Origin of the sequence: Mycobacterium sp. 94-17, from assembly GCF_035617725.1 — a bacterium.
Lineage (GTDB): Bacteria > Actinomycetota > Actinomycetes > Mycobacteriales > Mycobacteriaceae > Mycobacterium.
Window position 1 is genome coordinate 23577 of sequence record NZ_JAPIYN010000004.1, and the last position, 22398, is coordinate 45974.

The 22398-nt window shown below is 70.6% G+C and carries 24 protein-coding genes and 1 pseudogene; 17 read left to right on the plus strand and 8 right to left on the minus strand.

Annotated features, from left to right (window positions below; all coding sequences use genetic code 11):
* Positions 1–2: 2 nt before the first annotated feature.
* The 17 genes and pseudogenes from OQ789_RS06310 to OQ789_RS06385 all read left to right on the plus strand — a co-directional run bounded on the left by OQ789_RS06310 (position 3) and on the right by OQ789_RS06385 (position 14391).
* Positions 3–926 carry a NifU family protein gene (locus OQ789_RS06310; RefSeq protein WP_324684298.1) on the plus strand — a complete coding sequence of 308 codons (924 nt, stop codon included), beginning with the start codon at positions 3–5 and terminating at the stop codon, positions 924–926.
* 97 nt (positions 927–1023) lie between these two features.
* Complete coding sequence (locus OQ789_RS06315; protein ID WP_324684300.1) at positions 1024–1683, plus strand: DUF5947 family protein; 660 nt, start codon at positions 1024–1026, stop codon at positions 1681–1683.
* Positions 1680–2321 (plus strand): DUF6084 family protein, encoded by a 642-nt coding sequence (locus OQ789_RS06320; protein ID WP_324684302.1) that lies wholly within the window; start codon positions 1680–1682, stop codon positions 2319–2321. The genes OQ789_RS06315 and OQ789_RS06320 overlap by 4 nt, the downstream gene beginning before the upstream one ends.
* Positions 2318–3674, plus strand: a pseudogene (locus OQ789_RS06325) (hypothetical protein). Before OQ789_RS06320 ends, OQ789_RS06325 begins: the two are co-directional and overlap by 4 nt.
* Positions 3662–3781, plus strand: coding sequence for a DUF6893 family small protein (locus OQ789_RS25950; protein WP_420716054.1), 120 nt, complete (start codon positions 3662–3664; stop codon positions 3779–3781). Before OQ789_RS06325 ends, OQ789_RS25950 begins: the two are co-directional and overlap by 13 nt.
* 17 nt (positions 3782–3798) lie before the next feature.
* On the plus strand, positions 3799–4293 hold the full coding sequence (locus OQ789_RS06330; protein WP_324684305.1) for a hydrogenase maturation protease: 495 nt from the start codon (positions 3799–3801) through the stop codon (positions 4291–4293).
* A gap of 3 nt (positions 4294–4296) precedes the next feature.
* Complete coding sequence (locus tag OQ789_RS06335) at positions 4297–4563, plus strand: HypC/HybG/HupF family hydrogenase formation chaperone (protein ID WP_324684307.1); 267 nt, start codon at positions 4297–4299, stop codon at positions 4561–4563.
* A 1-nt stretch (position 4564) separates the two neighbouring features.
* Positions 4565–6934, plus strand: a complete 2370-nt coding sequence (gene hypF / locus OQ789_RS06340) for a carbamoyltransferase HypF (RefSeq protein ID WP_324684309.1) — start codon at positions 4565–4567, stop codon at positions 6932–6934.
* On the plus strand, positions 6931–7662 hold the full coding sequence (locus tag OQ789_RS06345; RefSeq protein WP_324684311.1) for a HypC/HybG/HupF family hydrogenase formation chaperone: 732 nt from the start codon (positions 6931–6933) through the stop codon (positions 7660–7662). The genes hypF and OQ789_RS06345 overlap by 4 nt, the downstream gene beginning before the upstream one ends.
* A complete protein-coding gene (locus OQ789_RS06350) occupies positions 7659–8333 on the plus strand; it encodes an SIS domain-containing protein (protein WP_324684313.1) in 675 nt (224 codons plus the stop codon). The genes OQ789_RS06345 and OQ789_RS06350 overlap by 4 nt, the downstream gene beginning before the upstream one ends.
* Positions 8333–9445 carry a hydrogenase expression/formation protein HypE gene (hypE, locus tag OQ789_RS06355; RefSeq protein ID WP_324684663.1) on the plus strand — a complete coding sequence of 371 codons (1113 nt, stop codon included), beginning with the start codon at positions 8333–8335 and terminating at the stop codon, positions 9443–9445. Before OQ789_RS06350 ends, hypE begins: the two co-directional genes overlap by 1 nt.
* A 24-nt stretch (positions 9446–9469) precedes the next feature.
* A complete protein-coding gene (locus OQ789_RS06360; RefSeq protein ID WP_324684315.1) occupies positions 9470–9742 on the plus strand; it encodes a HypC/HybG/HupF family hydrogenase formation chaperone in 273 nt (90 codons plus the stop codon).
* 12 nt (positions 9743–9754) lie between these two features.
* Positions 9755–10885, plus strand: a complete 1131-nt coding sequence (hypD, locus tag OQ789_RS06365) for a hydrogenase formation protein HypD (protein WP_324684317.1) — start codon at positions 9755–9757, stop codon at positions 10883–10885.
* On the plus strand, positions 10882–11631 hold the full coding sequence (locus tag OQ789_RS06370; RefSeq protein WP_324684319.1) for a DUF6390 family protein: 750 nt from the start codon (positions 10882–10884) through the stop codon (positions 11629–11631). The genes hypD and OQ789_RS06370 overlap by 4 nt, the downstream gene beginning before the upstream one ends.
* 5 nt (positions 11632–11636) lie before the next feature.
* Positions 11637–12755, plus strand: coding sequence for an alkaline phosphatase family protein (locus OQ789_RS06375; RefSeq protein ID WP_324684321.1), 1119 nt, complete (start codon positions 11637–11639; stop codon positions 12753–12755).
* 109 nt (positions 12756–12864) lie between these two features.
* Entirely contained in the window at positions 12865–13281 is a 417-nt protein-coding gene (locus OQ789_RS06380; protein ID WP_324684323.1) for a hypothetical protein, read from the plus strand.
* 156 nt (positions 13282–13437) lie between these two features.
* Positions 13438–14391 (plus strand): PPE family protein, encoded by a 954-nt coding sequence (locus tag OQ789_RS06385; protein ID WP_324684325.1) that lies wholly within the window; start codon positions 13438–13440, stop codon positions 14389–14391.
* Here the strand turns inward: OQ789_RS06385 and OQ789_RS06390 are convergent.
* The 8 genes from OQ789_RS06390 to OQ789_RS06425 form a co-directional block, all read right to left on the minus strand.
* Positions 14388–15167, minus strand: a complete 780-nt coding sequence (locus OQ789_RS06390) for a 3-oxoacyl-ACP reductase (RefSeq protein ID WP_324684327.1) — start codon at positions 15165–15167, stop codon at positions 14388–14390. The genes OQ789_RS06385 and OQ789_RS06390 overlap by 4 nt on opposite strands.
* 3 nt (positions 15168–15170) lie before the next feature.
* A complete protein-coding gene (locus OQ789_RS06395) occupies positions 15171–16535 on the minus strand; it encodes an aldehyde dehydrogenase family protein (RefSeq protein WP_324684329.1) in 1365 nt (454 codons plus the stop codon).
* Positions 16532–17284, minus strand: coding sequence for a gamma-glutamyl-gamma-aminobutyrate hydrolase family protein (locus OQ789_RS06400; protein WP_324684331.1), 753 nt, complete (start codon positions 17282–17284; stop codon positions 16532–16534). Before OQ789_RS06400 ends, OQ789_RS06395 begins: the two co-directional genes overlap by 4 nt.
* On the minus strand, positions 17271–18665 hold the full coding sequence (locus tag OQ789_RS06405; RefSeq protein WP_324684333.1) for a glutamine synthetase family protein: 1395 nt from the start codon (positions 18663–18665) through the stop codon (positions 17271–17273). The genes OQ789_RS06400 and OQ789_RS06405 overlap by 14 nt, the downstream gene beginning before the upstream one ends.
* Before the next feature lie 20 nt (positions 18666–18685).
* Entirely contained in the window at positions 18686–19237 is a 552-nt protein-coding gene (locus OQ789_RS06410; protein WP_324684665.1) for an alpha/beta hydrolase, read from the minus strand.
* A 129-nt stretch (positions 19238–19366) separates the two neighbouring features.
* Positions 19367–20872 carry a cobyric acid synthase gene (locus OQ789_RS06415; protein ID WP_324684334.1) on the minus strand — a complete coding sequence of 502 codons (1506 nt, stop codon included), beginning with the start codon at positions 20870–20872 and terminating at the stop codon, positions 19367–19369.
* A 4-nt stretch (positions 20873–20876) separates the two neighbouring features.
* Positions 20877–21734, minus strand: a complete 858-nt coding sequence (gene map / locus OQ789_RS06420) for a type I methionyl aminopeptidase (protein ID WP_324684335.1) — start codon at positions 21732–21734, stop codon at positions 20877–20879.
* 32 nt (positions 21735–21766) lie between these two features.
* Positions 21767–22351 (minus strand): DUF1707 domain-containing protein, encoded by a 585-nt coding sequence (locus tag OQ789_RS06425; protein ID WP_324684336.1) that lies wholly within the window; start codon positions 22349–22351, stop codon positions 21767–21769.
* Positions 22352–22398: the final 47 nt, after the last annotated feature.

Sequence of the window (22398 nt, forward strand, 5' to 3'; positions counted from 1 at the left end):
ACATGGCGGATCGCCCGGGCAAGTCCGCGAATGACGCGCAGTGGCGTGCGGCGGGCGATCGGATCCAGACCCTGCTGGATTCCTGCGCGGCAGGCGGGGCGGCCTCCTACGACCGTGCGCAGCAACTGGTCCGCGAGGTGGTCGGGCTCTACGGCGCCGCGCTTGAGCGGATCGTGCGGATGGCGGGCGATCCCGGACCCGAGAGGGGGCTGGTCGAGCGGCTGGCCACCGACGACCTGGTGGCCAGCCTGCTCCTGGTGCACGGTCTGCACCCGCACGACGTGCACCGCCGGGTCTCCGACGCGCTCGATCGGGTGCGGCCCTACCTGGGTTCGCACGGCGGCGACGTCGACCTGCTCGAGGTCGCCGACGGCCCCGACGGTCCCGTGGTGCGGCTGGCCTTCACCGGCAGCTGCAAGAGCTGCCCGTCGTCGGCGGTGACGCTGGAGTTGGCCGTGCAGGACGCGGTCCGCGCGGCGGCGCCGGAAATCTCCTCGATCGAGGTGGTGACCACCGCGGCCACGACCACTGCGGCCGGCGTCATTCCCGCCGAATCGCTGATGGCGCGCCTACATCCGGATTCTCAGCAACATTCGAACGGCTCGAGCTGGCATCCGCTGCCCGAACTGGCCGAGCTGGAACCCGGCGATGTCGGGGGGTTCCTGGTGGCGGGCACCGCGCTGCTGGTGTGCAGGGTCGGCGAGCTGCCACTCGCCTATCGCGACCACTGCCCGGTGTGCGATGACTCGCTGGCGGGTGCGCAACTGCGCGAGACCCTGTTGGGATGCCCACGCTGCGGCACGCAGTTCGACATCGTGCACGCAGGCGCCGGGCCCGACGGGACTCACCTCGAGCCGCTCCCCCTGCTGCTGCGCGAGGGGGTGCCCTCGGTGGCGCTCACCGAACCGATGGGGGCCAGCGCATGACCGCCGGCGACGATGCAGAACGACGTGATGCTGAGGAGCGGCGCAATATGACCGCCGGCGACGATGCAGAACGACGTGATGCGCAGGAGCGGCGCATATGACGAGCCCGTTCGAGGTCCTGGCCCGGATCAGGAGCGACCGGCGCGCCCCGGAGCCGGCCGGCGAGCGCTGCGAGATGTGCGCCGAGGCGATCGCCGACGAGCACCAGCACGTGGTCAACGTGGCCGGCCGCCAACTCATGTGCGTCTGCCGCGCCTGCTATCTGCTGTTCACCGACACCGAGGCGGACCTGCGTTACCGCGCGGTGCCGGACCGGTATCTGTCGTTTCCCGACTTCGCACTGGACCGCCTGGTATGGGAGGCACTGCAGATCCCGGTCGGGGTCGCCTTCTTCTTCACCAACTCCGACCTCGGCCACACCGTCGCCTTCTACCCGGGGCCGGCCGGGGCATGCGAATCCGAGCTCGACATGGACGTGTGGGACACCATCCGTGGCGCCGACCCGCGGGTGAGCCTGCTGGCCGACGACGTGGAGGCGCTGCTCGTCCGGGCGGCCGACAGCGCCCCGGACGGCGAATTGCCGCAGCCACAAACGTATCTGGTCCCCATCGACGCCTGCTACGAATTCGTGGGCCGGCTACGCATGCTCTGGCGCGGCTTCGACGGCGGCCAGCAGGCCCGCGAATTCATCGACGGCTTCTTCGACCGGCTCGCCGCGCGCGCGAAGAGCACACCGCGACCAACGGCCCGCCGGTGAACGTCAGCTTCGCGGTCCTGGACGTGACCGCCGAACCGTACACCGTCAGCCCGATGCTCACCGCCCGCATCGGCATCACCGCCGACGGTGACGACCCGGTGCACGCCATCGCCCTGCGCTGCCAGGTCCGCATCGATCCGCTGCGCCGTTCCTACTCCGACGGCGAAGCGGCCGGGCTGACCGATCTTTTCGGCGGTCGCGAACGCTGGGCCAGCACCCAGCGCACCTTCCTGTGGCAGCATTGCGCGACCATGGTGCCCGGGTTCACCGGTCACACGATCGCGACGCTGCCCCTGGAATGCACCTACGACTTCGAGGTGGCCGCCGCCAAATACCTGCACGCGCTGCGCGACGGCGGCGTCCCGCTGCAATTCCTATTCAGCGGAACGATTTTCGTCAACTCCGAGCGAGGCTTCTCGGTTCAGCAGGTGTCGTGGGACTGCGAGGACACCCACGCCATGCCGGTCGCGGTCTGGCGTGACCTGCTCGCGCAGCACTATCCCAACAGCGGGTGGATCCGGCTGAGCCACGACACCATCGCCGAGCTCGCGGGCTACAAGTCGGCGCACGGGATGCTCGACTTCGACCACGCGGTCACCTCGCTGCTGGACGCCACCGACCGGGAGGTGACGCGATGACGCCGAGCCGGGAGCGGGCCCGCGCCGTCGCCGACGCGGTGCTCTACGAGGGATATCTGCTCTACCCGTACCGGGGAACGTCGAGCAAGAACCAATCACGATGGCAATTCGGGGTTTTGGGGCCACCCGGCGCCGCCGAATCCGGCCTGGGCGAAGACGACAACCTGTCCGCGGACTTCCTGATCGACGGCGCCGGGACGCTCACGCTGGTGGTGCGGTTCCTGCAGCTGCAGCGCCGGCGCGCCGAACGTGCAACGGGCGCAGGCGCTTTCATCCCCGTCAACGAGCTGAGCACCCCGACCGGGTCGTGGTTGACCTGGGACGAAGCGGTGGAATGCGAGATCTCCTTCGGCCCCCTCGCGTTGGGCGACCAACCCCTGGCGCTGCCCGTGACGGCCGGCGCGGCGACCGACATCGAGATGCTGGACGGCGGCCGGCTGGTCCGCGAACGAGACGAGATACGGGGCGAACTGACCGTGACCAGCGAGCCCGACGGTGACCTGCGGCGCGTCTCGGTGCGGGTCGCCAACACCGGTGCGCCCGCACGTGACAAGGGCGACTCGATCGCGCGCTCCATGATCGGAGCCCATCTCATCGCTGAAGTGGTTGGCGGCCGGTTCATCTCGCTGCTCGAGCCGCCGCAATCCGCGGCGAGCGCGGTGTCCCGGTGCGGCAGGCATCGCTGCTTCCCGGTGCTGGCCGGCCCGCCGGGCGCCGACGACATGCTGCTGATCTCACCGATCATCCTCTACGACCACCCCGAGGTCGCCGAACAGAGCGACACCGCCCTGTACGACTGCACCGAGATCGACGAGATCCTCACCCTGCGCGTGATGACCATGACCGACGAGGAGAAGGCGCAGGCCCGGGCGACCGACCCGCGGGCCGCGCGCATCATCGACGAATGCGACGGCATGTCGCCTGAGGCCATGGCGCGGCTGCACGGCGTGCTGCGTGACCCGCACGCGCTGCATGTCCCGGCCGGCCTGGTGCCCGAGATTCCCGACGGAGTGGACTGGTGGGATCCCCTGGCCGACAACGCCGTTCGCCCCGAGATCGACGCCGTTCTAGTGAACGGGGTGCGGATAGCGCGCGGCAGCAAGGTCCGGCTGCGGCCGCGGCGCAACGCCGACGCGCAGGACATCTTTGTCGCCGGCAAGACCGCCCGCGTCACCTCGGTGCACGAAGACGTGGAGGGCAACAAGCACGTCGCCGTCGTCGTCGACGAGGACCCGGCCGCCGACCTGCACGACTGGTACGGCCGCTATCTGTATTTCTCCCCCGACGAAGTGGAACCGCTGCAGTCGCAGCACAGCACAAATCCCTGAAAGGAGTTCACCATGGAAGTCCTAGGCTGGATCTTCATCGCCATCGTCGCGTTGGTGCTGGCGGTCGCGGTGGCGCTCGGCGCCATCTCGGTGCCGGACGCCCGCCGCTATCTGAAGTTGAGGCGGATGTAACCGGCGCGAGTGCCACCATGACGACGCGCATCCTGGTAGCCGGAATCGGCAACATCTTCCTGGGCGACGACGGGTTCGGCTCGGAGGTGGTCCGCAACGCCGAACTGCCCCAAGACGATCCGACCGTTCAGGTGATCGACTACGGAATCCGGGGCATGCACCTGGCGTACGACCTGCTCGAAGAGTGGGACACGCTGGTGCTGGTCGACGCCGTGCCCAGCCGGGGTCATCCCGGCACGCTGCACGTCTTCCAGGCCGACCACGAATCGTCGCCCCCGGTGACCGGCGTGGACGCGCACAGCATGGACCCGGCCGCGGTCTTCGCCAGCCTGCGGGCGCTCGGCGGCCGTCCGCCCTACACCGTGGTCGTCGGGTGCGAGGCGGGCAGCGTCGAGGAGGGCATCGGCCTGACCGAGCCTGTCGCACAGGCGGTCCCGCGGGCGGCGCGGGCCGTCGAGGAGATCGTCGCCGCGCTGCACGCCGCGCCGTCGGTGGCCCAAAGGGGGTGCTGAACCATGTGTTTGGGCATACCCGGGCAGGTCATCGGGATGCTGGACGGCTTCGAGGGACAGCTCGCACTGGTCAACGTCACCGGCGAACAACGCAAGGTCAACGTCGGCATGTTGCCGGAGGAGACGTTCGCCCCCGGCGACTGGGTGATCATTCACATGGGCTTCGTGGTCGAGAAGACCGACCGGGCCGGGGCCGAACAGGCCATGGCCGGCCTGGAGCTGATGGGCCGCGGCCGCACCGGCCCGACACCGCACCCGGAGGCCGGCTGACATGACCGATACCCCCCTGCTGTTGCGGCCCGGCGCCCCTGACACGCGAGTGCGGCAGCGCGTCACGGTGACCGGCGTGGTACAGGGGGTCGGCTTCCGCCCGTTCGTGCATCGGATCGCGACGGAACTGGGCCTGGCCGGATTCGTCGGCAACGACTCGGGCGCGGTCTTCCTGGAGGTGCAGGGCCGGTACGCCGCGCTGGCCGAATTCGGGCGCCGGTTGCGCGCCGAAGCCCCGCCGCTGGCCCGGATCACCGACGTGCGGGTCGCCGACGTCGCCGCGGACCCCGGATGCGCACCCGAATTCCGGATAGTGCCAAGCCGACCGGCCGCCGGGGCGGCCTCCCCCATCCCGCCGGACATCGCGGTGTGCGATGACTGCATCGCCGAACTGTTCGACCCGCTCGACCGGCGCTACCGGCACCCGTTCGTGAGCTGCACAAACTGCGGACCTCGGTTCACCATCATCACCGGACTGCCCTACGACCGGCCGGCCACCACGATGGCAGGATTCGCCATGTGTGCGCGTTGCGCCGCCGAGTACCACGACCCGGCGGATCGCCGCTTCCACGCGCAGCCGATCGCCTGCCCGGACTGCGGGCCGAGGCTGTGGTTCGCCTCGCCGGACGGCCGGGTGGGCAACGCGGACGCGGCGCTGGCGGCCACCCAGGCCGCGCTGGCGTCCGGTGCCGTGGTGGCCGTCAAGGGAGTCGGCGGCTACCACCTGGCCTGCGCGGCCGGCGACCCGACCGCGGTCGCCGCGTTGCGGGCGCGGAAAGCGCGGGGCGCCAAGCCTTTCGCCATGCTGGTCCGCGACCTCGACGTGGCCCGCCGCTACGCCCACGTCGACGACACCGAGGCCGGGGTGCTGTCCGGTCCGGCCCGCCCGATCGTATTGCTCCGGCGCCGTGCCGGCGCGCCGGTCGCGGAGGCCGTCGCGCCGGGCAGCCCGCTGCTGGGGCTGATGCTGCCGTACTCCCCCGTGCATCACCTGCTGCTGGCGCCGGCGCCCGGCAGCCCGGGGCTTGCGCCCGACACGCTGGTGCTCACCAGCGCCAACCGCTCCGACGAGCCGATCTGCTTCACCGATAGCGATGCCAGGCAACGGCTTTCGGCGCTCTGCGACGCGGTGCTCGACCACGACCGCCCGATTCACGTGCCGTGTGACGACTCGGTGGTGCGCGTGGTCCATGACGAGCAGGCGGCCCACGAACTGCCGGTCCGCCGGTCACGCGGCTACGCCCCGCTGCCGATCGACCTGAAGCTCGACGGCCCGGCCGTGCTGGCCGTGGGCGGCGAGCTGAAGAACACCTTCTGCCTCACCGACGGCCGCCGGGCCTACTTGTCCGGCCACATCGGCGACATGGCCACCTGGGAGACGCTGCGCGCGTTCGAGCGGGCGGTGGCCCAGCTCAGCGGAATCCGCGGCGATCCGGCGCGGGTGGCCGCCGACCTGCATCCCGGCTATCACACCCGGGGCTGGGCGGAGCGGCACGCCGGCGCGCGGCCGCTGGACCTCGTCCAGCACCACCACGCCCACGTGGTGTCGCTGCTGGCCGAACACGGGCGCCTCGGTGAGCCCATCGTCGGGGTCTCCTTCGACGGCACCGGTTACGGCTGCGACGAAACCATCTGGGGTGGTGAGGTTCTCACCCTCGGAACCCGCAGCCATCGTTTCGTTCGGGCCGGTCACCTGATGGCGGTGCCGCTGCCCGGTGGTGACGCGGCGGTGCGCAATCCGTGGCGGATGGCGCTGTCTCAGTTGTGGACGGCCGGCATCGACTGGACCCCCGACCTGGCGCCGGTGGCCGCCGCGACCGCTGAGGAATTACGTTTCCTCCGTTCACAATTGGAGACCGCGACGGGCTGCGTGCCGTGCTCGAGCGTGGGCCGCCTGTTCGACGCGGTCGCCTCCCTGCTCGGGGTGCGGCATCGCATCGACTACGAGGGGCAAGCGGCGATCGAACTGGAGGCGCTGGCAGCGTCGGCCGGCGACGTGGGTGCGCGGCCGCCGGTGTCGCTGGCCGTGCTCCCCGACGGGGTGATCGATCCCGGCCCGATGGCGCGGGCCATGGTCGCGGAGCTGCGCGCGGGGACGCCACCGGCGGTGCTCGCCGCGGCGTTTCACCGGGCCGTCGCCGCCGCCGTCGCCGAGGTGGTCACCCAGGTGGCGGGCGACACCGCGCTGGTGGGCCTCACCGGTGGGGTGTTCCAGAACGTAATGCTGCTGGATGCTTGCCGGATACTGTTGCGGCGGAACGGTTTTGAGGTACTCACCCATCGCCTCGTGCCGCCGAACGACGGCGGGCTGGCCCTGGGCCAGGCCGCGGTGGCGGTGCTGACCGCGGCCGAGGAGGCGTCGGCGCGATGATCACCACAGCCATCGACCGCGGGCTCAGCGCCGAACTGGCCGAGGACCTGGCCGCCACCGCTTTGACGCTGGCCAAGCGGTTCGCCGCGGGCGCCACCATGTGGTCCATCGCGCCGGCGTGGGAGCCGCATGCGTTGCACATCGCGGTCGAGTTCGTGCACCCGGTGATCATGGGCAAGCGGGCCCTGCCCGCGGTGGCGCTGACCGGACCCGATCTGGTGGATCTGGTACGGGTGTCGGTACGGCCCGGCGACATCGTGGTGGCGATCGCCGGTGTGGGCAACGCGGACGTGCGCTCGGTGATGCGCCGTGCGCCGGCCTGGGGGGTCACCACGATCTGGATCGGCAGCGGCGAGCCACCCGCGACCGCCATGGCCGATCACGTGCTGTGGCTGGACGATCCGGACCCGCGAGTGCCGGCCACCGGTGGCTTCGTGCTGTTCTACCACCTGCTGTGGGAGCTGACGCACGTGTGTTTCGAGCATCCCGGGTTGCTCAAACCCAGGTGCGACAACGACAACGACAACGGCGTGTGCGTCACGTGCAGTGACGAAGGCCGGCCGGGCGAGGTGGTGAGCGCGGCCGACGACGGTCAGGCGCGCGTGCGGACCGCACGGGGAATCGAGGACGTGGTCACCGCCCTCGTCGGCCCCGTCGAGGTTGGCGATCTGGTGCTGGTGCACGCGGGCACGGCGATCTGCCGCGTCGATGAGGAGGATGGCTCATGAGCCCCACCGACGAGCCGACCAACTTCCTGTACCCGTTCATCGACGCCGAAGAGGACGACCCCTCCGCGCTGCTCACCGACCTGGCCGCGTCCGCGCAGGCGAAGGCGTCGGAAAGCCTGGCGCTACGCCGTGCCACGCTGGACGCCAACGCCGACCTGCTGGCAGCGGCGGCGCGCGAGCTGGCACGCCGATTCGCCTGCGGCGGACGGATGTTCACCTTCGGCAACGGCGGCAGCTGCACCGACTGCACCACGCTCGCGGGCCTGTTCGCGCGGCCACCGCTGGGCAAGCCGCTGCCGGCGTGGTCGTTGACCGCCGACCAGGCGATCCTGACGGCACTGGGCAACGACGTCGGTTTCGAGCTGGTGTTCGCGCGGCAGCTGATCGCCCGCGCGAAGGACGGCGACATCGCGATCGCGATGTCGACCAGCGGCAATTCGCCCAACCTGCTGACCGCGCTGTCCGAGGCGCGCAACCGCGGCTTGTACACCATCGGCTTCGCCGGCTACGACGGCGGCGCCTTCGTGGACAACCCGAACGTGGACGCCTGCTTCGTCGTTCGTTCGCAAAGCGTGCACCGGATCCAGGAGTCGCAGGCGCTGCTGGGTTATCAGTTGTGGCTGGCGGTACACGAATGTCTCGGCGGCGATCAAGGTTTGGGGGCGGCATGATGAACAAACCGGCGGGTGACTACCTGTCGTCCGGACCGCGGTTCGGCGAAGGCGACGTGATCGAGCGCATCGAGTCGTTCCGCCGGCGTCGCCCCCGGCTCCTCGACGACCATGTGACCCTGGCCCACGGGGCGGGAGGCAAGGCGTCGGCGGCGCTGCTGGACGCGGTGTTCGTGGAGGCGTTTCGCAACCCGCTGCTGGAGTCGCTGGGCGACGGCGCGGTGCTCAGTTTGCCCGGCGGCGAGCGGCTGGCGATGTCGACCGACTCGTTTGTGGTGCAGCCCAGGCGGTTTCCCGGCGGGTCCATCGGCGAACTCGCCATCCATGGCACCTGCAACGACCTCGCGGTGGCCGGTGCCGTGCCGGCCTGGATCTCGGCGGCGTTCGTGCTCGAGGAAGGGTTCCCCATCGCCGAGTTGAAGGAGATCGTCGCCGACATGGCCGCGGCCGCCGCGGCGGCGGGCGTGCAGGTGGTCACCGGCGACACCAAGGTGGTGCCCAGGGGCGCGGCCGACGGGCTGTTCGTCACCACCACCGGCACCGGTGTCATCCCCGCGGGCCGCACGCTGTCGGCGCAGTCGGTGCGCGCCGGGGACAAGGTGCTGCTGTCGGGATCGATGGGCGATCACGGCATGGCGGTGATGCTGGCCCGCGGCGATTTGGCCATCGAGGCCGACATCGCCTCCGACACCGCCTCGATCAGCCCACTGGTGGAGTCGCTGCTGGCGGCCGCCCCGTCCACCCGATGGATGCGTGACGCGACGCGGGGCGGGGTGGGCACGGTGTGCAACGAGCTGGCCCAGGCCTGCGGGCTCGGGGTGCTGCTCGAAGAGGAGCGACTTCCAGTGGCGCCCACGGTCAACGGCGCCTGCGAGTTGCTCGGCATCGACCCCCTGTACGTCGCCAACGAGGGCAAGTTCGTCGCTGTCGTCGCGCCGCAGGAGGCGCGGGCCGGGCTGGAGGCGCTGCGGTCACACCCGCTGGGCGCCGACGCGGCCGAGGTCGGCGAAGTGGTCACCGAGCCCGCCGAAAGCGTGGTGCTGAGAACCGGGTTCGGCGGCACCCGGATCGTCGACATGCTCGTCGGGGATCCGTTGCCGAGGATCTGCTGAGCACCGCCGAAAGGAGGAATGCGCATGTGTCTGGGAATTCCGGGCCGGATCGTCGAAATCACCGATCCGGCAAACTATTTAGCCAAGGTCGACGTTAGCGGTGTGCAACGCGCCATCAGCGTGCGGCTGCTGGAGAACGACATGCCCGGGCCCGACGACTGGGTGCTGGTGCATGTCGGGTTCGCGATGGCCAGGATCGACGAGACCGAGGCGTTGCTCACGCTGGCGGCCATCAAGAAACTCGGCGACGCCTACAGCACCGAAATGCAGGCCTTCGATTCGTCGGCCATCGTGTGACGAGGAGGGGCAATGAAATTCGTTGACGAATTCCGCGATCCGGCCGCGGCCCGCAGGCTGCTGGCGGCCATCGGGCATCTGGCCGGGACGGGCGGCGGGGACTTCAAATTCATGGAGGTGTGCGGCGGGCACACGCACACGATCTACCGGCACGGCATCGAACATCTGCTGCCCGACAACGTCGAACTGGTGCACGGCCCGGGCTGCCCGGTGTGCGTGATCCCGATGGGACGCATCGATGACGCGATGTGGCTGGCCGGCCGGCCCGACGTGATCTTCACCTGCTTCGGGGACATGATGCGGGTGCCCGGCTCGCACGGCAGCCTGCTGGACGCCAAGGCCCGCGGCGCTGACGTGCGGTTCGTCTATTCGCCGCTGGATGCGCTGAAGATCGCGATCGACCAGCCCGACAAGCAGGTGGTGTTCTTCGCCATCGGTTTCGAGACGACCGCGCCGTCGACCGCGGTGACGCTGGTGCGGGCGCGCGAGCTGGGCCTGCCTAATTTCAGCGTCTTCTGCAACCACGTCACGATCGTCCCGCCGATCCGGGCCATCCTCGAGTCGCCGGACCTGCGGCTCTCGGGTTTCATCGGCCCCGGGCACGTGTCCACCGTAGTCGGCAACCGCCCCTACCGCTTCGTGCCGGAGGTGTATCGAAAGCCGTTGGTGGTGGCCGGATTCGAGCCGCTGGACATCCTGGCCTCGGTGGCGATGCTGCTGCGCCAGATCCGCGAGGGCCGCTGCGAAGTGGAGAACCAGTACAAGCGCGTGGTGCCCGAGCACGGCAACCCCGCGGCGCTGGCGCTGATGGGCAAGGTGTTCGCGCTGCGCCCGCACTTCGAATGGCGCGGGCTGGGCTTCATCTCGCAAAGCGCCCTGCGGCTACACGACGACTTCGCCGAGTTCGACGCCGAGCTGCGGTTCGCGATGCCCGGCGTGCGGGTCGCCGACCCGAAGGCGTGCCAGTGCGGTGAGGTGCTCAAGGGCGTGCTCAAGCCTTGGGAATGCAAGGTTTTCGGCACCGCGTGCACACCGGAGACCCCGATCGGGACGTGCATGGTGTCGCCGGAGGGGGCGTGCGCGGCCTACTACAACTTCGGGCGCTTGCACAAGGATGCCGCCAAGCTGGTGGGGCGCACTTGACCGACACTCGCGGCGCCGACATGTTCGCCCGCTACGCCTACGCGCCCAACGCGCTCGGCTATTGCGGTCCGCCGTTGGGCGCCACGCTGCGCGACGGGTCGGCCGCCGACGTGCTCAGGGCGGCGACCGGGTTTTCCGGCGCATGGCCCTATCTGCGGGTGCTGTCGACACTGACCGGCATCGCCGACCCGCTGGATTACCGTCTGGTCGAGTCGTATTGGCTCGGCGGCGGTGTCGGCGCCGAGCTGGACCCCCGGCAGTTCTTCGACGCGCTGCTCGCGATCATCGGCCCGCAGGCGGGCCGCTACTGGTCGCATCTCACCACGGAGCTGGCCGGCGAGGCGGCCGGCAACCACTGCTTCCACGTGTTCGGGGTGTACCCGTGGACCCGGTTCCTGGGCGCAGGCCGCAGCACTAATGTCGAGCAGCCGCTCAGCGTGCTCGATAGCTGCCGAATCAGCTGGGGCACAGTGCTTTCCCGGGACCGAGACCGGGTCGAGGTGTCGCGCCGCGGGCTCGCCTGGGATGGTCGGGCCCTGTCGCTGTCGCCGCCGTCGGCGCGCGTGCTCGAGGTGTGGGCCGACGGTTACAGCGCGGTGCCCGACGTGGCCGCCGGTGATGTGGTGGCCACGCACTGGGGCCGGCTGTGCGGCCGGCTGTCGCCCGAACAGGTTCGCGCCGTCGCCGAGTGCACCGACCGCCAGCTGCGGGTCACCAGCCTGCGGCTGGCGCGGGTGTCACACTAGGGCTCGTGCCCGGTTCCATCTGTGACGTGCTGCCGGCCGCCGCGGCACTGCTGGACGTCCCGGGCGCCGTCGACCGGCTGGGGCTGACGGAACGGGCCGGCCGCATCGACCGGGTGCTCGTCGTGCTGGTCGACGGCATGGGCTGGCACCTGCTGCCCGAGTTGGCCGGTGACGCGCCGCTGCTGGCCCCCGCCCTGGCGGGCGCCGCCGGGCGACTGACCCGGCTGGACTGCACCTTCCCGTCGACCACACCGACCAGCCTGGTGTCGTTGGGCACCGGTGCGCTACCCGGTGAGCACGGCATCCTGGGCTTCACGCTCAGGGTGCCCGGCACCGATCGGGTGCTCAACCACGTCCGGTGGCGTGACGACCCGCCCCCGGCCGCGTGGCAACCGGTGCCGACCTGGTTCGAACGGCTCCACCGGGCCGGTGTGCGTGCCCGCGCCGTGCTGCCCGCGCCGTTCGTCGGCAGCGGACTGACCGAGGCCGCCTACCGCGGCGCCGAGATACAGCCGGCCCACCCCGGCGACGACTACGCGCTGCTGGTGGCCGACGAGCTGCGCGCGGCGCCCGGGCTGGTGTACGGCTACACCGCGGAACTCGACACCGCCGCGCACGTGTTCGGGATCGGCTCGGAGGCGTGGCACAGCGCCGCGGCGAACGTCGACGCGCTGCTGTCACGACTGCTCGACGCCCTGCCCGCGAACGCGACGCTGCTGGTGACCGCCGACCACGGCGGGATCAACGTCGCACCCGGGTCCCGCATCGACCTCGACGCCGATCCCCGACTGGCCGCGGGGATCCGGGTGGTGGCCGGCGAGCCGCGGGTGCGCTACCTGCACACCGAGCCCGGCGCCGCCGGCGACGTGCGCGCCGCGTGGGGCGAGCTGCTGGACGGCCGGGCCACCGTGTGCAGCCGCGAGCAGGCGGTGGCCACCGGGATGTTCGGGCCGGTCAGCGCGCCACACGCCGAGCGCCTGGGCGACGTGATCGTGGTGTGTTCCGGCGACGCCGCGGTGCTGGCCACGGCCCATGAGCCTGCCGAAACGGCCCGCCTGGTCGGCTTTCACGGCGGGGGCAGCGCGGCGGAGATGGCGATTCCGCTCCTCGTTTTCCCGTCGTAGCTGCGCAAACACACACCGGACTCGGATCGAGTTCACAGCTTGCTGGGACCGTTCACCGCTTTTTGCACGGTACATTCGGTGCACTGTGGTGTTCCAGGGTGGTGGTGATGTGACTCGGCGATGGCGACAGACCATCGCGGTCGCCGCAGCTCTGGGGGCGTTCATCGCCGTGATCACGGCATCGGGGCCGCAGCCCGGCCTCGCGGCGGCGGCGCCGCCGGGAGCCGAGGGGGCGCATGCCGCGCTGACGCCCGGCCATCCCGTCGTCCTGAGCAGATCCGCGCTGGCCGCGTCCCAGCCTTCGGCACCGGCCAACAAGACCACCAAGAAGCCGTTCCGCAACGCGTGGATGACCAAGGAACGACCCTCGACGTGGAACCGCCTGTCCGTGCAATCGGTGCTCATGCCGGTGCCGCTGTCGTTCACCCCGATCGGGTTCGCGCCCGGCGACGCCCAGTCCCGCGCGCCCACGGCCGTCGCAACCGACCGAGATATCTTGACCTCCATCTGCGTCGCCCGGCGCTGATCGCCACGCCCGGACCGGGCGTGTCCTGCCGATGCACTGTGTGCTCGCGCGAGGCGCCCGCGTCCCGCGGCTCGCACCACTCGTGTCGATCTCGGGAAAGAAGACCCTCATGTTTTCGGGCAACACCGGCAACGCCGCAGGCAGGCGGGGACTGTGATGGATTTCGCGACGCTACCTCCGGAGGCCAACTCCGCGTTGATGTATTCGGGTCCCGGCGCGGGATCGATGATGCGGGCCGCCGCGGCGTGGGAAACGTTGGCGGCGCGGCTCGCCACGGCGGCGGCCGAATACCGGGCGGTGAGCCCACAGCTGGCGGCGTGCCCCAAAGGCAGGGCGCTCGTCGAAGCCGCGACGCGCCACGTGGACTGGCTCGACGCCGTCGCGGCGCGAAGCGGACAGGCGGCCACCCAGCTCGCGGCGGCGGCCGGCGCGCACCAGTCGGCGTTCGCGGCGACGGTGCCGCCGCAGGCGATCGCCGGCAACCGCACCCGACGACTCTCGCTGGTGTCGGCGAATTGTCTGGGCCAACACAGCGCGGCGATCGCGAACGCCGACAACGAATACGAAGCGATGTGGGCGCAGAACGCCGACGCCATGCACGCCTACGCCCAGTCGGCGGCCGCCGCGGTGACTCTGTCTGTCTTCCCCGCTCCGCCCGGCGACCCGGTGGTGACCACACGCAATTGGGCCCTGCAGTCGGCGCCGGACGTGATCTCGGCCGGCGGCGACGTGATGTCGGTGATACCCGACGCCCTCCGGCAGTTGTCGTCGTCGCCGCTGACGACCTTCGAAGCCGAGCTCGGCGCGGTCACCCCGTCGCTGTCGAAACTCAACTCGGTGACCGCGCCGAGGGACTTCGCGATCGGCCACCTCAATTCCATGAACAAGACCGCGGCCCTGCGTTCGCTGTTCCCCAAGCCGGCCGCGGGTGGCGTGCGTGCGGACCTGCGCTGCGCGTCGCCGGTCGGCGTGCTGTCGGCGCCACGCACCTGGGCGGCCGCCGCCCGCATCATGGAGCGTTCGCGCGCGGACCGGTTCGGCGAGCCCATCCGCCTGGTCGCGGTCAGCGAGCCGGCCGCCTCACACCCGGCCAACAAGTACGGCGGCTAAAGCGGGGTGACATAGGCCGCGCTGATGCCGCCGTCGACCATGAACGTCGACGCGGTGATGAAGGATGCGTCGTCGCTGGCCAGAAACGCTACCGCCGAAGCGATTTCGGCCGGGTCGGCGAAGCGGCCCACCGGGACGTGCACCAGCCGGCGCGCGGCGCGCTCGGGGTCCTTGGCGAACAGCTCGCGCAACAGCGGGGTGTCGACCGGCCCGGGGCACAGCGCGTTCACCCGGATACCCTGCCGGGCGAACTGCACACCCAGCTCCCGCGACATGGCCAGTACGCCGCCCTTGGAGGCGGTGTAGGAGATCTGTGACGTCGCCGACCCCAGGACGGCCACGAACGACGCCGTGTTGATGATCGACCCCCGCTGCGCGGGGACCATGTGCCGCAACGCCGCCCGGCAGCACAGGTATACCGACTTCAGGTTGACATCTTGAACACGTTGCCACGCAGGCAGTTCGGTGTTCTCGATGAGGTCGTCGTCGGGCGGTGAGATGCCTGCGTTGTTGAACGCGATGTCGACGCGGCCGTGCACCCGCACCGCGGTGTCGAAAAGCGCGTTGACGGCGGCCTCGTCGGACACGTCGGTGTGCACGAACACGCCGGACAGCTCCTCGGCCGCCGCGCCGCCCGCGTCGTCGTCGATGTCGGCCACCACGATGGTGGCGCCCTCGCCATGCATCCGCCGCGCCGCGGCCAGCCCGATGCCGCCGCCGGCGCCGGTGACGACGGCCACGCGGTCCGCCAATCGCCGGGTGAGATCGACCGCCACCGCCTACCCCTCTCCGATCGCGATGAACACGTTCTTGGTCTCGGTGAAGTGCAACGGGGCATCCGGGCCCAGCTCGCGGCCCAGCCCCGACTGCTTGAACCCGCCGAACGGCGTGTTGTACCGAACCGACGAGTGCGAATTCACCGACAGATTCCCGGATTCGACCGCGCGCGAGACGCGCAGCGCGCGGGACAGGTCGTCGGTCCAGATCGACCCGGACAGCCCGTAGCCGGTGTCGTTGGCCAGGGTGATGGCGTCGTGCTCGTCGTCGAAGGCCAGCACCGTGACGACGGGGCCGAAGATCTCGTCGGTGACGCACCGATCGGTGCGCTGCGGGGTCAGAACGGTCGGCGGGAACCAGAATCCGCGGCCGGCCGGTGCAGTGCCGCGGAAGGCGACGGGGGCGCCGTCGGGCACATAGGACGCCACCTTGTCGCGGTGCGCCGCCGAGACCAGCGGGCCCATCTCGGTGTCCCGGGATGCCGGGTCACCGACGACGACGCCGGTGACGGCGGGCTCGAGCAGTGCCATGAACCGGTCATAGACGCTGCGCTGCACCAGGATTCGGCTGCGGGCGCAGCAGTCCTGTCCCGCATTGTCGAACACCCCGGCCGGTGCGGTCGCCGCGGCGCGCTCCAGGTCGCAGTCGGCGAACACGATGTTGGCGCTCTTGCCGCCCAGTTCCAGGGTCACCCGCTTCACCTCGGCGGCCGCGCCGGTCATCACCTTCTTGCCGACGTCCGTGGATCCGGTGAACACGATCTTGCGGATGCCGGGATGGGTGACGAACCGCTCCCCGACGACCGCGCCCCGGCCCGGCAGCACTTGCAGCAGGTCCGGGTCGAGCCCGGCGTGCGCCGCCAGCTCGCCGAGCCGGATCGTGGTCAGCGGCGTGGCCTCCGCGGGTTTGATCAGCACGGCGTTGCCCGCGGCCAGGGCGGGCGCGAAGCCCCACGATGCGATGGGCATCGGAAAGTTCCAGGGGGTGATCACCCCGACCACGCCCATCGGCTCGTTGAACGTGACGTCCAGCCCGCCCGCCACGGGAATCTGCTTGCCGGACAATCGTTCCGGACTCGCCGCGTAGAAGTTCAACACGTCGCGGACGTGACTGGCCTCCCATTCGGCCGCGGTGATGGGGTGCCCCGAGTTGGCGACCTCGACCGCGGCCAGCTCGTCGCGATGGGCGTCGACGGCGGCGGCGAAAGACCGCAATGCGGCGGCACGTTCGGCCGGGGCCAGCCGCGCCCACCGGCGCTGGGCCGCGCGCGCCCGGCCGACCGCGTCGTCGATCGCCTCGGCGTCGGTGTGCTCGACCACGCCCAGCGCCTCCTCGGTCGCGGGGTTGATCAGCCGCGCGGTGCTCACACGCGTCCCGCATAGGACCGCGCGGCGTCGACGATCCCGGCGAACAACCGCAGGTCGTCGAGCGACTGTTCCGGATGCCATTGCACCGCAAGCACAAACCTGTCCCCGAGCAGCTCCAGCGCCTCCACGACGCCGTCGGCGTCCCGCGCGCTGACCATCAGGCCGTCCCCCACCCGGTCGACGGCCTGATGGTGGTAGCTCGGCGCATCGGTGGACTCGCCGACCAACGCGGCCAGCCGGGTGCCCGGCACGGTGCACACCGGCAGCCTGGTGAACACCCCGTTGCCGGCCCGATGTCCGCCGTGCCCGAGCACGTCGGGCAGGTGCTGATGCAGGGTGCCGCCCAGCGCGACGTTGAGCACCTGGGCGCCGCGGCAGATTCCCAGCACCGGCAGGCCCCGCCGCAGCGCACCCCGCAACAACGCGAACTCCCACGCGTCGCGGTCCGCGCGGGGCGGGTCGGTGGCCGGGTGCGCTTGCTGGCCGTAGCCGGCGGGGTCGAGGTCGTACCCGCCGGTGATCACCAGCGCGTGCAGCCCGTCCAGGACCGAGGCGACGATCGCGGCGTCCACCGGTTGCGGCGGCAACAGCACCGCGATCCCGCCGGCCGCTATCACACCCTCGAAGTAGTCGGCCGGCAGGTACCCGGCGCGGATGTCCCAGGTGCCGCTCTGCACCTGCTCGAGGTAGGTGGTCAGGCCGACCACGGGGCGCGGCCGGTCGCCACCGTGTGCCTCACATGCGTTCAAACCCGCGCATCCTCTCCCAGTCGGTGACGGCCGCGTTGAACGCCGCCAGCTCCACCCGGGCGTTGTTCAGGTAGTGGGCGACGACGTCGTCGCCGAACGCGTCCCGCGCGAGCGTCGAGCTCTCGAACGCCGAGGCCGCCTCGGCGAGCGTGCCGGGCAGCCGCGGGACGCCGGGAGCGTGGTAGGCATTGCCGGCGCAGGGCTCCGGGAGCGTCAGGCCCCGTTCGATACCGTACAGCCCGCCGGCGACGATCGCCGCCACCGCGAGATACGGGTTGACGTCGCCGCCGGGAACCCGGCACTCGACCCGGGTGCTGGGCCCATTGCCGACCACCCGCAGCGCGCAGGTGCGATTGTCCAACCCCCATGCCAGCGCGGTGGGCGCGAAACTGCCGTCGGCGAATCGCTTGTAGGAGTTGATGTTCGGCGCGTAGAACAGGGTGAGCTCGCCCAAGGACGCCAGCAGTCCGGCCAGGAAACCGCAGAACACCGACGACATGCCGTGCGGGCGGCTGGGATCGGCGAACACCGCGCCGCCCTGCGGATCACGCAGGGACAGGTGAATGTGACAGCTGTTCCCTTCTCGCTCATCGTATTTGGCCATGAACGTCAGACTCTTGCCGTGCTGGTCGGCGATCTCCTTGGCGCCGTTCTTGTAGATGACGTGGTTGTCGCAGGTGACCAGCGCGTCGGCGTAGCGGAAGCCGATTTCCTGCTGCCCCCTGTTGCATTCGCCCTTGACGGCTTCGAAGTGCAGGCCGGCGCCCATCATCCCCCGCCGGATATCGCGCAGCAGCGGCTCCATCCGCGACGAGGCAGAGATCGCGTAGTCGATGTTGTAGTCGCTCGCCGGGGTGAGCCCGCGGTACCCGTCGGCCCAGGCCTGCCGGTAGGTCTCGTCGAACACGATGAACTCCAGCTCGGTGGCCACGTCGGCGGCCAGACCGTGCCCGGCCAGCCGGTCGAGCTGGCGGCGCAGGATCGCCCGCGGCGACACGGCGACCGGGCCGCCGTCGGCCCAGCCCACGTCGGCGATCACCAACGCCGTACCGGGCAGCCAAGGGACGCGCCGCAAGGTGGACAGGTCGGGCCTGGCCACCGTGTCACCGTATCCGGTGTCCCAGCTCGACATCGCATAGCCGCCGACGGTGTTCATGTCGACATCGACCGCCAGCAGGTAGCCGCAGCACTCGGCGCCGTGGGCGGCCACGTCGTCGACGAACAGCCGGGCGTCGATCCGCTTCCCGACCAGCCGGCCCTGCATGTCGGCGAACGCCACGACGACGGTGTCCACCTCGCCGCCGCCGATCAGTCGTTCGAGCGCGGTCAGCGTCAGCATCGCGGCATTCGGATCGGTCACAGCACTTTCTTCACCGGCCATGACGGTCAGTCAACCAGCTGCTACCAGGTGCTGGTGCGCAAGACGATCTCGGCGGCCAGCTGCGCCGTCGACTCCTGCACGCTGCGCCGCCCCAGGTGCACCACCCGGTATTCGGCGTAGACGTAGCGCTGGCTGGCCTGGGCCACCGCCCGGGCGGCCGGCGAACTGACCAGCACGGTGGTGCCGATCTCGACCGGGGGGCAGTGCCCGTCGGTGCTGACGCCCTCGTAATCGGCCGCCCGCGGATGGCCGCGATCGATCACCACCAGCCCGACGAACCGGCCCAGCCGGGTCGCGCTCAGCTCCCACGCGAGCTCGCCGCCGGTGCGATCGCCCATTACCACGGCCCACCCGACGCCCAGTGAGTCGAGGAGGCCGATCACCGACTTCGGGGTCAGGCGTGGGTCGAAGCCGATCACCACCGTGCGCAGCGCCGCGGTGTGCAGGCGCTCGCACACGGCGTCATACGCCGCCGGGGCGCGGTCCTCGTCGCCCAATATGACGACCACGACCCCGTTCTCCGGGCCGGCTACAACCACCGGCACGGGGAACCCGTCCAGGGTGGTCATCATCGAAGACACCCCAGCACGCTACAGCCAAACGGCGTGCGAGCGCGACGATTCTGGGCATCTCGTGCGCGGATTGGACAGTTCGGCGGCGTTGGCAACGCTGACGCCGGCAGCGCGATTACAGTGAATACCTCAGGGCTGCAACCGAATTGCGAGATGCGGCCGCCCTGGCGGTGGACCGTCAAGCAAATTGAGAACGCTGTCGATGTCGAGATGGGACGCCAGTAGGTCGGCGGCGAGGTCGAGCTGGGCGTCGCGGCGCGCGGTGACGCTGACCTCACCGACCACGAAGCCGGCGCGGCCGGCCGCGCCGGCGACCCGGCCGAGCCACGCACGCCGGAAATCGTCGTTGTCGAGCAGACCGTGCCAATGGGTCCCGAAGACCGCGCCGCGCACCACACCCTGCGGCCGCGGATCCGCCCCGGACGCGAACCAGGTTTGCTCGCCGCACCGGGTGACCCGCCCGTGATGGATCTCGTAGCCAGCCAGCGGTTGCTGCCAGCGGCGCAAGGTCTTGTCCGGGTGGAAGGTGATGTCGACGTCGAGCAGGCCCAGCCCGGGCACGCCCGCGGTCCCGGATTCCACCGGATCATCCAGGCGACGGCACAGCATCTGAAATCCACCACAGATCCCCAGCACCGGCTTGCGGGCGCGGGCATGCGCGCCGATCGCGTCGGCCAGCCGGCGATCGCGCAGCCACGACAGGTCGGCCACCGTCGCTTTGCTGCCGGGGACGACGATCAGGTCGGTGTCGGCGAGGTCGGCGGGGTCGTCGACCCAGCGCACCAGCACGCCCGGTTCGCAGGCCAGCGCCTCGACGTCGGTGGAGTTGGAGATCCGCGGCAACCGGATGGCGGCGACCCGCAGCCATTCGCCGCCCCGCGGGGGTGCGGGGGTGCCGATGACCCGGTGTGCGACCACCGACAGCGAGTCCTCGGCGTCCAGCCACAGCTCGTCGGCGTAGGGCAGCACGCCGTAGGTGGGGCGGCCGGTCATCTCGCGAAGCTGCCGCAACCCGGGTTCCAGCAGCGCGGGATCACCGCGGAACTTGTTGACGATGAACCCGGCGATCAGCGCCTGGTCGTCCGGTTCGAGCACCGCGACCGTGCCGAACAGATGGGCCAGCAGGCCGCCTCGGTCGATGTCGCCGACCAGAACCACCGGCAGATTCGCGGCCCGGGCCAGCCCCATGTTGGCCAGATCGGTGGCGCGCAGGTTGATTTCGGCGGGAGAGCCCGCCCCCTCACAGATCACCGCGTCGAATTCATCGAGCAGGCAACGTAATTCGTCGAGGACGATGGAGGCTAGTCGATCACGATGCCGCACATAGCTTTTCGCGCTGACCGACTCGGCGACCTGACCCATGATCACCAGCTGCGAGGTGCGGTCGCTGCCCGGCTTGAGCAGGATCGGGTTGAACCGCACGCTGGGCTCCAGCCCCGCCGCGCGCGCCTGGATCGCCTGCGCGCGGCCGATCTCACCGCCTTCGACGGTCACCACGGAGTTGTTGGACATGTTCTGCGCCTTGAACGGGGCGACCCGCACCCCGCGCCGGGCCAGCAACCGGCACAGCCCGGCCACCACCACCGATTTCCCGGCGTCGGAGCTGGTGCCGGCAACCAGCAGCGCCCCGCTCACGCCGTCACGGCAAGGTGAGGATTTCCACGCCGGTCTCGGTGACCAGCAGGGTGTGTTCGAACTGCGCGGTCCACTTGCGGTCCCTGGTGACCACCGTCCAGCCGTCGTCCCAGATCTCGTAGTCCAGGCCGCCGAGGTTGATCATCGGTTCGATGGTGAACGTCATCCCCGGTTGCATGATGGTGGACACCGACGGCTGGTCGTAGTGCAAGACCACCAGGCCGTTGTGGAACGTGGTGCCGATACCGTGACCGGTGAAGTCGCGAACGACGTTGTAGCCGAACCGGTTTGCGTACGACTCGATGACGCGGCCGACGACCGAAAGGGCGCGTCCCGGCTTGACGGCGTTGATGGCGCGCATCGTCGCCTCCCGGGTTCGTTCCACCAGCAGCCGGTGTTCTTCCGAGACATCACCGGCCAGGAACGTGGCATTGGTGTCGCCGTGCACCCCGTCGATGTAGGCCGTGACGTCGATGTTGACGATGTCACCGTCGGCGATCACCGTCGAGTCGGGAATTCCGTGGCAGATGACCTCGTTGAGCGACGTGCAGCACGACTTCGGGTAGCCTTTGTAGCCCAGCGTGGAGGGGTAGGCGCCATGGTCGACCATGTACTCGTGCGCAATCCGGTCCAGCTCGTCGGTGGTCACGCCGGGGGCGACGGCTTTGCCCGACTCCACCAGCGCGCCGGCCGCGATCCGGCCGGCGACACGCATCTTCTCGATCACCTCGGGTGTCTGCACCCACGGTTCGGTGCCCTCCTGGGCTGTGGGCTTGCCGACGTACTCTGGGCGCGCGATGCTGCCGGGCACCGGCAGAGTCGGGGACAACTCTCCGGGCGAAAGCGCGGTGCGAGCGGGCATGCGATCAGCTTAGCCGCGGTCCGCGGGACGCCTCACGGCCGCGGGCGGCGCAGCAGCAAGCGGCGCGGTCCCCGGATGACCACCGAGCCGCACACCACCCGCCCGGTCAGCACGACGTGCGGCCTGCCCTCGCCGGGCGGGTCCTTGCGCCGGTCGCTGGCGCTGCCCACGTACACCTCGACGTCGTCGATCGACGCGCTGGCGCCGTCGGGCAAGCGGATCTCCACCGAGCCGAATCGCATGTCGAGTTCGACGACCACCACCGGCCCCGCGAACCGGGCCTTGGTGAGGTCGAGCTCCACCGAGCCCAGGCGGCGGACCAGGGCCAGGCGGGTGGGCACCGTCCATTCGCCGTGGCGCTTGAGCGAGCCGGCCCAGCCCCGCAGTTCCACCCGGTCGGCCGCGGAGGTGACGATGGCGCCCGGTCCCGGCAGATCGCCGACCAGGCCGTCCAACTCGCCCCGCGTGCGCGCGTAGGACACCTGCGACGAGCGCTGCTCGAACTCGTCGATGTCGATAAGCCCGAGCGCGACGGCGTTGTGCAGTCGCCGCATCGTGCCGTTGCGGTCGGCGTCGGAAACCCGCAGGGCCACCATGTCGCCGCCGGTATCGGTCATGCTCGCAATTTACCGCTGATGCGGCCCGGGCGGGCGCGGCGCCAGGG